The sequence below is a fragment of the Leucobacter allii genome, assembly GCF_022919155.1.
Taxonomy (GTDB): Bacteria; Actinomycetota; Actinomycetes; order Actinomycetales; family Microbacteriaceae; genus Leucobacter; species Leucobacter allii.
Window position 1 is genome coordinate 806,652 of record NZ_CP095045.1, and the last position, 13,356, is coordinate 820,007.

Annotated in this window: 8 protein-coding genes; all 8 read left to right on the top strand. The window is 69.1% G+C overall.

Features of this window, described 5'->3' with window-relative positions:
- Positions 1-144: 144 nt before the first annotated feature.
- The 8 genes from rpoB (at position 145) to fusA (ending at position 13,287) form a co-directional block, all read left to right on the top strand.
- The gene (rpoB, locus tag MUN78_RS03620; RefSeq protein ID WP_244693230.1) at positions 145-3,642 is read left to right on the top strand and encodes a DNA-directed RNA polymerase subunit beta; all 3,498 of its coding nucleotides are present in this window, start codon (positions 145-147) and stop codon (positions 3,640-3,642) included.
- 42 nt (positions 3,643-3,684) lie between these two features.
- Positions 3,685-7,578, top strand: coding sequence for a DNA-directed RNA polymerase subunit beta' (rpoC, locus tag MUN78_RS03625; RefSeq protein WP_244693231.1), 3,894 nt, complete (start codon positions 3,685-3,687; stop codon positions 7,576-7,578).
- A 192-nt stretch (positions 7,579-7,770) separates the two neighbouring features.
- Positions 7,771-8,793, top strand: coding sequence for a hypothetical protein (locus MUN78_RS03630; RefSeq protein ID WP_244728876.1), 1,023 nt, complete (start codon positions 7,771-7,773; stop codon positions 8,791-8,793).
- Entirely contained in the window at positions 8,790-9,272 is a 483-nt protein-coding gene (locus tag MUN78_RS03635; protein WP_244693233.1) for a hypothetical protein, read from the top strand. The genes MUN78_RS03630 and MUN78_RS03635 overlap by 4 nt, the downstream gene beginning before the upstream one ends.
- A gap of 2 nt (positions 9,273-9,274) precedes the next feature.
- Positions 9,275-9,910, top strand: coding sequence for a spermidine/putrescine ABC transporter substrate-binding protein (locus MUN78_RS03640; RefSeq protein WP_244728878.1), 636 nt, complete (start codon positions 9,275-9,277; stop codon positions 9,908-9,910).
- Between the two features lie 300 nt (positions 9,911-10,210).
- On the top strand, positions 10,211-10,582 hold the full coding sequence (rpsL, locus tag MUN78_RS03645) for a 30S ribosomal protein S12 (protein WP_017885335.1): 372 nt from the start codon (positions 10,211-10,213) through the stop codon (positions 10,580-10,582).
- Positions 10,582-11,052: a 30S ribosomal protein S7 gene (gene rpsG / locus MUN78_RS03650; protein WP_024356767.1), complete on the top strand. Its 471-nt coding sequence runs from the start codon at positions 10,582-10,584 to the stop codon at positions 11,050-11,052. The genes rpsL and rpsG overlap by 1 nt, the downstream gene beginning before the upstream one ends.
- 114 nt (positions 11,053-11,166) lie before the next feature.
- On the top strand, positions 11,167-13,287 hold the full coding sequence (gene fusA, locus MUN78_RS03655; protein ID WP_244693236.1) for an elongation factor G: 2,121 nt from the start codon (positions 11,167-11,169) through the stop codon (positions 13,285-13,287).
- Positions 13,288-13,356: the final 69 nt, after the last annotated feature.

Consider the following 13,356-nt stretch of genomic DNA (forward strand, 5'->3'; position numbering starts at 1 on the left):
CACTACGGACACCAGTATGCCTTCATATAGCGGTAGGCCCCGGGAGCTGGCGCGCAAGCGCAGATGAGCCTCGCCCGCGTGATCCGATGCAATTCTCGCAAGACCAGGTCAACCGGCCCGACGGGGCCCACGGAGGTAGTTTCCTTGGCTGCTGCGCGCAACGCATCGTCAACCCATAACCCGAAGAACGGCCGCGACCACTCGCGTCTCTCCTTCGCCAAGATTTCCGACACGCTGTCGGTGCCGAATCTGCTGGCACTGCAGCTGGAGAGCTTCGACTGGCTCGTCGGAAACGACGCGTGGAAGGAACGCGTCGTCCAGGCTCAGGAGGAGGGGCGCGACGACATCGCGCTGAAGAGCGGGCTCGAGGAGATCTTCGACGAGATCTCCCCGATCGAGGACAACGCTGGCACCATGCAGCTGTCCTTCGAGAACCCGATCCTCGACGAGCAGAAGTTCACCATCGAGGAGTGCAAGGAGCGCGGCAAGACCTACGCCGCGCCGCTGTACGTCGAGGCGGCCTTCTACAACACCGAGACGCAGGTGCTGAAGAGCCAGACCGTCTACATGGGCGATTTCCCCATCATGACGGACAAGGGCACGTTCATCATCAACGGCACCGAGCGCGTCATCGTCTCCCAGCTCGTGCGCAGCCCCGGCGTCTACTTCGAGCGCACCCAGGAGAAGACCTCCGACAAGGACGTCTTCACCGCCCGCGTGATCCCGAGCCGCGGCGCGTGGCTCGAGTTCGAGGTCGACAAGCGCGACCAGGTGGGCGTGCGCATCGACCGCAAGCGCAAGCAGTCCGTCACGGTCTTCCTCAAGGCGCTCGGCATGACGAGCGAGGAGATCCTCGAGGAGTTCGCCGGCTACGAGTCGATCGCGCTCACCCTCGAGAAGGACGGCATCCTCACCCAGGAGGAGGCGCTCAAGGACATCTACCGCAAGCAGCGTCCGGGCGAGCAGGTCGCGATCGAGGCGGCCCGCGCGCTCCTCGACAACAGCTACTTCAACCCGAAGCGCTACGACCTCGCCAAGGTCGGCCGCTACAAGATCAACCGCAAGCTCGGCGTCGACGCGCCGATCACCGATTCGGTGCTCTCCCTCGAGGACATCGTCGCGACGATCAAGTACCTCGTGGGGCTGCACGCCGGCACGGAGACCCTGCCGGGCATCCGCGACGGCAAGGAGATCGACGTCCGTCTCGACACCGACGACATCGACCACTTCGGCAACCGCCGCATCCGCGCCGTGGGCGAGCTGATCCAGAACCAGGTCCGCACCGGCCTCAGCCGCATGGAGCGCGTCGTCCGCGAGCGCATGACGACGCAGGACATCGAGGCGATCACACCGAACACCCTGATCAACACGCGCCCCGTGCTCGCGGCGATCAAGGAGTTCTTCGGCACCTCGCAGCTGTCGCAGTTCATGGATCAGAACAACCCGCTCGCGGGGCTGACCAACAAGCGCCGCCTCTCGGCGCTCGGTCCCGGCGGCCTCTCGCGCGACCGCGCGGGCGTCGAGGTCCGCGACGTGCACCCCTCGCACTACGGCCGCATGTGCCCGATCGAGACCCCTGAGGGCCCGAACATCGGCCTGATCGGCGCCCTCGCGACGTTCGCGCGCATCAACGCCTTCGGCTTCATCGAGACCCCCTACCGCCGCGTCGTCGACGGCAAGGTGACCGACCAGGTCGACTACCTCACCGCCCACGAGGAGGACGAGTACCTCATCGCCCAGGCCGGCGCTCCGCTCACCCCGGAGGGCACCTTCGCCGAGGCCCAGGTGCTCGCGCGCCCCCGCGGCTCCGAGGTGATCATGGTCGACGCGGCGCGCGTCAGCTACATGGACGTCTCGCCGCGCCAGATGGTCTCGGTTGCGACCTCGCTCATCCCGTTCCTCGAGCACGACGACGCGAACCGCGCGCTCATGGGCGCGAACATGCAGCGCCAGGCCGTGCCGCTCGTGCGCAGCGAGTCGCCCGTCGTCGGCACCGGCATGGAGGGCTACGCCGCGATCGACGCCGGTGACGTCGTCACCGCGCAGCGCGCCGGCGTCGTCGCCGAGGTCTCGGCCGACTTCGTCACCATCCAGGAGGACGAGGGCGGCACGAAGAGCTACTTCATGCGCAAGTTCGACCGCTCGAACCAGGGCACGAACTACAACCACCGCGTCATTGTGAAGGCGGGGGAGCGCATCGAGCAGGGCGAGGTCATCGCCGACGGTCCCGCGACGGAGAACGGCGAGCTCGCGCTCGGCAAGAACCTCCTCGTCGCGTTCATGTCCTGGGAGGGGCACAACTTCGAGGACGCGATCATCCTCAGCCAGAACCTGGTGAAGGACGACACCCTCTCCTCGATCCACATCGAGGAGTACGACGTCGACGCCCGCGACACCAAGCTCGGCAAGGAGGAGATCACCCGCGACCTCCCCAACGCCAGCATGGAGGCGCTGAAGGATCTGGACGAGCGCGGCATCATCCGCATCGGCGCCGAGGTGGCCCCGGGCGACATCCTCGTCGGCAAGGTCACGCCGAAGGGCGAGACCGAGCTCTCCGCCGAGGAGCGCCTGCTGCGTGCGATCTTCAACGAGAAGAGCCGCGAGGTCCGCGACACCTCGCTGAAGGTGCCGCACGGCGTCTCCGGCACGGTCACCGCGGTCAAGGTCTTCGACGCGGAGAACGACAACGACGACGAGCTCGGCTCGGGCGTCAACCAGCGCGTCGTGGTCTACATCGCCCAGAAGCGCAAGATCACCGAGGGCGACAAGCTCGCCGGCCGCCACGGCAACAAGGGCGTCATCTCGAAGATCCTGCCGGTCGAGGACATGCCGTTCCTCGCCGACGGCACCCCCGTCGACGTGATCCTGAACCCGCTCGGCATCCCCGGCCGCATGAACTTCGGCCAGGTGCTCGAGATCCACCTGGGGTGGATCGCGAAGCAGGGCTGGAAGGTCGACGGCTCGCCGGAGTGGGCCAAGAAGCTCTCCGAGGCCGCGCTCGAGGCCGCGCCGAACACGAAGGTCGCGACCCCGGTGTTCGACGGCGCCTCCGAGGAGGAGATCGCCGGTCTCCTCGACTCCACGCTGCCCACGCGCGACGGCGACCGGCTCATCGGCTCGAGCGGCAAGACCCGCCTGTTCGACGGCCGTTCGGGCGAGCCGTACCCGTACCCGATCTCCGTCGGCTACATGTACATCCTCAAGCTGCACCACCTCGTCGACGACAAGATCCACGCGCGCTCGACGGGCCCCTACTCGATGATCACCCAGCAGCCGCTCGGCGGGAAGGCCCAGTTCGGCGGCCAGCGCTTCGGTGAGATGGAGGTGTGGGCGCTCGAGGCCTACGGCGCCGCGTACGCGCTGCAGGAGCTGCTCACGGTCAAGTCCGACGACATCCTCGGCCGCGTGAAGGTCTACGAGGCGATCGTCCGCGGCGAGAACATCCCCGAGCCGGGCGTGCCGGAGTCCTTCCGCGTGCTCATGAAGGAGATGCAGTCGCTCTGCCTGAACGTCGAGGTCCTCGGGGCCGACGGCAACGCCGTCAACCTGCGCGACAACGACGACGAGGCGCACCGCACGGCGGAGGAGCTCGGCATCAACCTGTCCACCCGCTTCGAGACCTCGTCCGTCGACGAGATCTGAGCCGGTCAGACGACAACTTTCCAGATTCCCAAGGAGAACATTTTGCTCGAGGGTACGAGTTTCAACGAGCTGCAGATCCGTCTGGCCACCGCCGAGGACATCCGCAGCTGGTCGTTCGGCGAGGTCAAGAAGCCGGAGACCATCAACTACCGCACGCTGAAGCCGGAGAAGGACGGCCTCTTCGGCGAGCAGATCTTCGGTCCCAGCCGCGACTGGGAGTGCGCCTGCGGCAAGTACAAGCGGGTCCGCTACAAGGGCATCGTCTGCGAGCGCTGCGGCGTCGAGGTGACGAAGTCCAGCGTGCGACGCGAGCGGATGGGCCACATCGAGCTCGCCGCGCCCGTCACGCACATCTGGTACTTCAAGGGCGTCCCGTCGCGCCTGGGCTACCTGCTCGACATGGCGCCGAAGGACCTCGAGAAGGTCATCTACTTCGCCGCGTACATGATCATCGACATCGATGAGGAGGGGCGTCACGAGGATCTCGCGGAGCTGGAGGCCGAGCTGCGGCTCGAGCTGAAGGCGCTCGAGGATCAGCGCGACATCTCGATCGCGCAGCGCCAGCAGCAGGCCGAGTCCGACCTCGCGGCGCTCGAGGCCGAGGGGGCGAAGGCGGATCAGCGCCGTCGCGCCGAGGCCTCCGCCGAGAAGGAGATGGCCGCGATCCGCAAGGGCTTCGACGACGACATCGCGCGCCTGCAGCGGGTGTGGGAGGACTTCCGCAACCTGAAGGTCGGCGACCTCAAGCCCGAGGACGCGGTCTTCGCGGACCTCATGGACCGCTACGGCGACTACTTCGAGGCGTACATGGGCGCCGAGGCGATCAAGAAGCGCCTCGAGTCCTTCGACCTCGCCGCCGAGAGCGACACGCTGCACCTGCAGATCGCCGAGGGCAAGGGCCAGAAGAAGATCCGCGCCATCAAGCGCCTGAAGGTCGTGAACTCCTTCCTGCAGACGGGCGCGAGCCCGGCCGCGATGGTGCTCGACGTGGTGCCGGTGATCCCTCCGGAGCTGCGCCCGATGGTCCAGCTGGACGGCGGCCGCTTCGCGACCTCGGACCTCAACGACCTCTACCGTCGCGTGATCAACCGCAACAACCGCCTGCGGCGCCTGCTCGATCTCGGCGCCCCCGAGATCATCGTGAACAACGAGAAGCGCATGCTCCAGGAGGCCGTCGACGCGCTGTTCGACAACGGCCGCCGCGGCCGCCCGGTGACGGGCACGGGCAACCGCGCCCTGAAGTCCCTGAGCGACATGCTCAAGGGCAAGCAGGGCCGCTTCCGCCAGAACCTGCTCGGCAAGCGCGTCGACTACTCCGGCCGTTCGGTCATCGTCGTCGGCCCGCAGCTGAAGCTGCACCAGTGCGGCCTGCCCAAGCAGATGGCGCTCGAGCTGTTCAAGCCGTTCGTCATCAAGCGCCTCATGGACCTGTCGCACGCGCAGAACGTGAAGGCCGCCAAGCGCATGGTGGAGCGCGCGCGCTCCGAGGTGTGGGACGTGCTCGAGGAGATCATCCGCGAGCGCCCGGTGCTGCTCAACCGCGCGCCGACCCTGCACCGCCTCGGCATCCAGGCCTTCGAGCCCCAGCTCGTCGAGGGCAAGGCGATCCAGCTGCACCCGCTCGTGTGCGCCGCGTTCAACGCGGACTTCGACGGCGACCAGATGGCCGTCCACCTGCCGCTCTCGGTCGAGGCGCAGGCGGAGGCGCGCGTGCTCATGCTCGCGTCGAACAACATCCTGAAGCCCTCCGACGGCCGCCCGGTGACCCTGCCCTCGCAGGACATGATCGTCGGCCTGCACTACCTCACCACTGTCAAGCAGGACACGGTCGGCACCGGCCGCGCCTTCGGCTCGATCGCCGAGGCGATCCTCGCGAAGGACGAGGGCACCCTCGACATCGCGTCCCAGGTCAAGATCCGCCTCGTCGGCTACACCGATGCGAACGGCGTGACCTACGACAAGCCGAAGCTCGTGGAGACCTCCCTCGGCCGCGCCATCTTCAACGAGGCGCTGCCGGTGGACTACCCGTACTTCGAGCGGGTTGCCGACAAGGGCGCGCTCTCGGGCCTCGTCAACGACCTCGCCGAGCGGTACCCGAAGACCGAGGTCGCCGCGACCCTCGACCGGATCAAGGACGCGGGCTTCAAGTGGGCCTCGCAGTCGGGCATCACCGTGGCGCTCTCGGACATCGTGACGCCGGCGAACAAGTACGACATCATCGCGGAGCACGAGCAGCGCGCCGCGAAGGTCCAGCGCGACTTCGACCGCGGCCTGATCCTCGACAGCGACCGCCACAAGGCGCTGACGGAGATCTGGACCGAGGCCACCGACGAGGTCGCCGCCGCCATGCGCGAGTCGTTCCCCGAGGACAACACCATCTTCCGGATGGTGTCCTCGGGCGCCCGAGGCAACTGGCTGCAGATCCGCAACATCGCCGGCATGCGCGGCCTGGTGTCGAACCCGAAGGGCGAGATCATCCCGCGCCCGATCATCAACTCGTACCGCGAGGGCCTGTCGGTGGCGGAGTACTTCATCGCGACCCACGGCGCCCGCAAGGGCCTCGCGGACACGGCGCTCCGCACCGCGGACTCCGGCTACCTGACCCGTCGACTCGTCGACGTCTCCCAGGACGTCATCATCCGCGAGGAGGACTGCGGGACCCGCCGCGGCCTCGACCTCCCGATCGCAGAGGCGGACGCGAACGGCGTGCTGGTGCGCGACGAGAACGTCGAGAACTCGGTGTACGCCCGGACGCTCGCGGCCGACGCGGTCAACGGCGAGGGCACCGTCGTCGCGGCGGCGGGCGAGGACGTGGGCGACGTGCTCATCGACAAGCTCGTGGCGGGCGGCGTGACCGAGATCAAGGTCCGCTCCGTGCTCACCTGCGAGTCCGCGGTCGGCGTCTGCGCGACCTGCTACGGCCGTTCGCTCGCGACCGGTCAGCGCGTCGACATCGGCGAGGCCGTCGGCATCATCGCGGCCCAGTCGATCGGCGAGCCGGGCACCCAGCTCACGATGCGCACCTTCCACACGGGCGGTTCCGCGTCGGCCGACGACATCACGCAGGGTCTGCCCCGCGTGCAGGAGCTCTTCGAGGCGCGCACCCCGAAGGGCGCCTCCCCGATCGCCGAGGCCGCCGGCCGCGTCACGATCGAGGACACCGAGAAGAGCCGCCGCATCCTCCTCACGCCGGACGACGGCACCGAGGAGAAGGCCTACCCCGTGCTCAAGCGCGCGACCCTCCTCGTCGAGGACGGCGACCACGTCGAGCTCGGCCAGCCCTTCCTCCAGGGCACGCTCGACCCGAAGGACATCCTGCAGGTCGGCTCCACGGAGAACGGCAAGCACATCCCCGGCGAGCGCGCGGTGCAGAAGTACCTCGTCGAGGGCGTGCAGGGCGTCTACCGCTCGCAGGGCGTGCCGATCCACGACAAGCACATCGAGGTCATCGTGCGCCAGATGCTGCGCAAGGTGACGGTCGTCGACCACGGCGAGACCGAGCTGCTCCCGGGCGAGCTCGTGGACCGCTCGCGCTACCAGCGAATCAACCGCGAGGCGCTGCTCGAGACCAAGCGCGCCGCGACGGCGCGCCCCGAGGTCATGGGCATCACCAAGGCCTCGCTCGCGACCGAGTCGTGGCTGTCGGCGGCCTCCTTCCAGGAGACCACGCGCGTGCTCACCCAGGCGGCGATGGAGGGATCGCGGGATCCGCTCATCGGTCTCAAGGAGAACGTCATCATCGGCAAGCTCATCCCTGCGGGCACCGGCCTGTCGGGCTACCGCGACGTCGACGTGGCGGCGACCGAGGAGGCGAAGGCGGAGCGGTACCCGAACCGCCTGTTCGCGACCGAGGGCACCTTCGACGAGAACGACCTCTCCTTCGTGGACTTCGACAGCTTCACGGCCGACGAGTTCAACCCGGGCAACTACAGCTGATCCGGTGCCCCGGGGAACGGGCGTCCGCACTCCGGTGCGGGCGCCCGTTCCCGTTTCCCGGCGGAGTCCCGCTCGGGATCGCGGCAACACGGCGCGCTGTGCGGCCGACGCGGAGGTGTGCTTGTACTGTGGCGGCAGAATGCATGCGCCGGGCGACCCTGGCGCGCCGGCACTGCAACGAGAGGTGAAGCGATGAGCGAGGACCGCGAGACCCCCGCACCCCGAGCCGCGGAGGCCGCGGAGCCGTCGAACCCGGGCGCTCCCGTCGAGGAGTCGGAGGCCAGCCGCACGGAGGTGCTCCGCGCCGTCGAGCGCGCGACGCAGCAGCCGGAGGAGGAGGCGGCCGGCGAGCCGGCGCCCGCCGCCGCGGCGGCCGGCGCGCCGGCGGACGAGCCCACGGCCGCCCCCGAGGCCGCCGACGCGGAGACGGCGGTCGCGGCCGACCCCGAGGCCGCGGAGACGGCCAGGCGCCAGGCCATCTCCGAGGTCGACACGCAGCTCGATCTGGAGAAGCCGGATCTCACGGCGCCCCGGGAGCCGCTGACCCCGCTCGACGACCTGCCCTCGGCCGCGGAGCCCCCCGTGCGCGACGGCGAGATCCGCATCAGCGCAGACCACCCGATGGCCGCGCTCTACACGCAGACCCCGGTGCCGCCCGATCTCCGGGGCAACCGGGGCGCCGGCGTGCTCATCGCACTGCTCGCGACCGTCGGCTTCGCGATCGTCTACGCCGGGGTGCTCGCGCTCTGGCTCGCTCCGCACTACCCGCCCTCCGCCTTCGTGACGGACGGCCTCGTGCCGTGGCTGACCTCGCTTCCGGTCATCGCCGCCGCCGTCGCCTTCTTCGTCGGCCTCGTGCTCCTCGTGCTCGTCGTCGGTCGCGCGGGGTGGTGGGCGTACGTGCTCGGCGGCTTCGCGGTGGCCGCGCTCGTGTGGGCCGCCGCGACGGCGTCGCTCGCCTACTTCGGCACGCCGGACGAGACCCCGCAGGAGATGATCGGCGGCGCGCTGGGCGGCTTCGACAACCTCCCCGAGATCCTGAACCGCTTCGGCCTCACCGTGCCGACGCTCGCGGCCGCGCTCGTCGCACGCGAGGCGACGGTCTGGTTCGGCGCCTGGATCGGGGCGCGCGGGCGGCGGATGAAGCTGCGGAACGCGGAGGCGCTCGCCGAGTACGAGGCGGCCCTCGCCGAGGTGCAGGCGAAGCGGCCATGACCTCGGGCCCTCGTCGCGGGGTCACCCGCGGCTACGTCGGGGGCCTGATCGTGGCCGCGCTCATCGTCGCCGCGGCGCTCGTGGTCGCGGTCTGGGGGCTGCTGGCGCTCGGCCTCGCGCGCGAGCCGGTCGCGAGCGAGACGCCCATCTGGGCGGCGCCGCTGATCCTCGCGCTCGCCCTCGGCGCGCTGGCCTGGGCGCTCTGGCGCCAGGCGATCGCGCTGCTGCGGGGCCGCAGGGCGCCCGCATGGGGCCTCGTCGTCGCGGCCTCGCTCGGCGCCTACGCGATCTGGTCCCTGGCCGGTCTCGGCGCCGGCATGCGGGTCGAGGAGACCTGGCTGAGCCCCTTCGCCGCGGCGCTCGTACCGATCTGGGCGGTCGCCGCGCTGCTGTTCTGGGCAGTGCTCGGGCGCCGCGTCTACACGGACCGCCCGCCGCCGCGCTGGCCGTGGGAGCGCGACGAGGACGGGGACGCCTGAGCGTGGCCGCGACGATCGAGGAGCGCGTGAACGTCGCCGTCGACGCCTGGCTGCGCTGGGTGCCCGGCTGGGCGCCCGGCACGCATCGCGGGCGCGCCCGGCTCTGCCGGCGATGCACCGGATCGCCGGTCCTCACGGCCGCGGGGATCGCGAACGACGTCCCGCACCAGGTCACCCACGCCCTCGTCTCGCGGATGCAGCGCATCATCGACCGCCGGGTGGACGAGTTCACCGCGGACGAACTGCCGACCCTGCACGCCGAGCTCAGCGGGGAGGAGCTCTGGCGGACCCGGGGCTACGATCCCGCGGCGGGCCTCGCGCCGGAGTACGAGGGACTCGATCCGGATCCGGAGCCGGCGGAGGGCGACCAGCCGTTCCTCTTCACCCTCGCCGGGCTCGCGGAGGAGACGCGGCCCGAGCCGCCGCTGCCGCGTCCGCCCCTGAGCGCCGAGGAGAAGCAGCGACTGCGCCGGGAGATCGAGCTCGCGGATCGCTGCGCGGAGGAGGCCGGGCGCGAGCTCTGCTTCGCCCTCGCCGCGCACCGACCGCGCATCCAGACCGCGATCTCGCGCTTCGTCGAACCGCAGGTCCGGGCCATGCTCGACGAGCTGAGCCGGAATCTCGAGCCGCCGCAGTGATCCGCGGCCGCCCGGGCCGTCGACCGCGTACGGGCCGGACCCGATCCGGCATTGCCAAAAGCGCCCTCCGGCGCTTATAGTTGACTGTTGGTGTGTTCCAACGGTTCCGTCGTGCCCGCACGTGGGGGCCGGGGAAGGCGCCACAGGGTCGCGCGCTCCATCAGGGGCGACACCCCCACGGCATACCTGCACTCCGCTCCGGCCCCGGTCGGAGCAGCAGGTCAGCGGCCGCGCAAGCGGCCGCACATGCTCAACCATTGCAGCATTCCTGTCACCGTGCAGGACGAACTAGGAGAACCATTGCCTACCATTCAGCAGTTGGTTCGCAAGGGCCGGACGCCGAAGGTCTCGAAGACCAAGGCTCCCGCTCTGAAGGCGAACCCGCAGCAGGCCGGGGTGTGCACCCGCGTCTACACCACCACGCCCAAGAAGCCGAACTCGGCGATGCGCAAGGTCGCTCGTGTGAAGCTCCGCAACGGCACCGAGGTCACCGCCTACATTCCGGGCGAGGGCCACAACCTGCAGGAGCACTCGCTGGTGCTCGTGCGCGGTGGTCGTGTCAAGGACCTCCCCGGTGTCCGTTACAAGATCGTGCGCGGCGCGCTCGACACGCAGGCGGTCAAGGACCGTCAGCAGGCTCGTAGCCGCTACGGTGCGAAGAAGGTGAAGTAATGCCCCGTAAAGGTCCTGCTCCCAAGCGCCCCGTCGTCGCCGATCCCGTGTACGGCTCGCCCGTGGTGAGCCAGCTCGTCAACAAGATCCTGCTCGACGGCAAGAAGGGTCTCGCCGAGCGCATCGTTTACGGCGCGCTCGAGAACGTTGCCGAGAAGTCCGGTCAGGATGCGGTCACGGTCCTCAAGAAGGCGCTCGACAACGTGCGCCCCACCCTCGAGGTCCGTTCGCGTCGCGTCGGCGGCAGCACCTACCAGGTGCCCGTCGAGGTCAAGCCGCACCGCGCGAACACGCTCGCGCTCCGCTGGCTGACCAGCTACGCGAAGGCCCGTCGTGAGAACACGATGACCGATCGCCTCACCAACGAGATCCTCGACGCCTCCAACGGCCTCGGTGCCGCCGTGAAGCGCCGCGAGGACACGCACAAGATGGCCGAGTCGAACCGCGCGTTCGCTCACTACCGCTGGTAGTCCCGCAGCGGTCGGGCGGGGTCGCCGTCGTGGCGATCCCGCCCGCCATCAGCGGGCGGCGCAGCGCGCCCGCGCACTGAAACTTCCCACCCCCCTTATACGGAGGAGTCACCCGTGGCACAAGACGTGCTCACCGACCTGAGCAAGGTCCGCAACATCGGCATCATGGCCCACATCGATGCCGGCAAGACCACCACGACCGAGCGCATCCTGTTCTACACGGGTGTCAACCACAAGCTGGGCGAGACCCACGACGGCGCTTCGACCACCGACTGGATGGAGCAGGAGAAGGAACGCGGCATCACGATCACCAGCGCCGCGGTGACCTGCTTCTGGAACCAGAACCAGATCAACATCATCGACACGCCGGGTCACGTCGACTTCACCGTCGAGGTGGAGCGCTCGCTCCGCGTGCTCGACGGCGCCGTCGCCGTCTTCGACGGCAAGGAGGGCGTCGAGCCCCAGTCCGAGACCGTCTGGCGCCAGGCCGACAAGTACGGCGTCCCGCGCATCTGCTTCGTCAACAAGATGGACAAGATGGGCGCCGACTTCTACTTCACGGTCGACACCATCGTCAGCCGCCTCGGCGCCAAGCCGCTCGTGATGCAGCTCCCCATCGGCTCCGAGTCCGACTTCATCGGCGTCGTGGACCTGCTCTCGATGCAGGCCTTCGTCTGGGAGGGCGACGCCAAGGGCGACGTGTCCCTGGGCGCGGCCTACGAGACGCAGGAGATCCCCGCCGAGCTCCGGGCCAAGGCCGAGGAGTACCGCGCGCAGCTGGTCGAGACGGTCGCCGAGACCGACGACGCGCTGCTCGAGAAGTTCTTCGGCGGCGAGGAGCTCACGATCGACGAGCTCAAGGCCGGCATCCGCAAGCTCGTCGTGAACAACGAGATCTACCCCGTCTACTGCGGCTCGGCCTTCAAGAACCGCGGCATCCAGCCGATGCTCGACGCGGTCGTCGACTTCCTCCCCAACCCGCTCGACATCGGCTCCATCGAGGCGCACGATCCGCGCGACGAGGAGATCGTCATCGAGCGCAAGCCGTCGGCGGACGAGCCGTTCTCGGCGCTCGCGTTCAAGATCGCCGTGCACCCGTTCTTCGGCCGGCTCACCTACGTCCGCGTCTACTCGGGCCAGCTCGACTCCGGTGCCCAGGTCATCAACTCGACCAAGGGCAAGAAGGAGCGCATCGGCAAGATCTTCCAGATGCACGCGAACAAGGAGATGCCGGTCGACAGCCTCACCGCGGGCAACATCTACGCGGTGATCGGCCTCAAGGACACCACGACGGGCGACACGCTCTCCGATCCGAGCAACCAGGTGGTGCTCGAGTCGATGACCTTCCCCGAGCCCGTGATCGAGGTGGCCATCGAGCCCAAGACCAAGGGCGACCAGGAGAAGCTCGGCGTCGCGATCCAGAAGCTCGCCGAGGAGGATCCGACCTTCCGCGTGAGCCTCAACGCGGAGACGGGCCAGACGGTCATCGCCGGCATGGGCGAGCTGCACCTCGACATCCTCGTGGACCGCATGAAGCGCGAGTTCAAGGTCGAGGCGAACGTGGGCAAGCCCCAGGTCGCCTACCGCGAGACCATCCGCCGCGAGGTGCCGAAGTACGACTACACCCACAAGAAGCAGACCGGCGGCTCCGGTCAGTTCGCGAAGGTGCAGATCTCGCTCGCCCCGCTCGACGCGGAAGAGGCCGGCGACAAGACCTACGAGTTCGAGGACAAGGTGACCGGCGGCCGCGTGCCGCGCGAGTACATCCCCTCGGTCGACGCGGGCATCCAGGACGCGATGCAGTACGGCATCCTGGCCGGCTTCCCGGTCGTCAACGTCAAGGCGCAGCTGCTCGACGGCCAGTACCACGACGTCGACTCCTCGGAGATGGCGTTCAAGATCGCCGGCTCCATGGCCTTCAAGGAGGCCGCCCGCCTCGCGCAGCCCGTGCTGCTCGAGCCGATGATGGCCGTCGAGGTCCGCACGCCCGAGGAGTACATGGGCGACGTCATCGGCGATCTGAACTCGCGTCGCGGGCAGGTGCAGTCGATGGAGGACGCGTCGGGCGTCAAGGTCGTCCGCGCGCTCGTCCCGCTGTCCGAGATGTTCGGGTACATCGGCGATCTGCGGTCCAAGACCAGCGGTCGCGCGGTGTTCTCGATGACCTTCGATTCCTACGCTGAGGTGCCGAAGGCCGTGGCCGAGGAGATCGTTCAGAAGGCTAAGGGCGAGTAACTCCGCCCGCTGCGGGCGGCGGGATCTCCTCCCGCCGCCCGACACCCCGCTCAGGTCGCGTTCACCGTC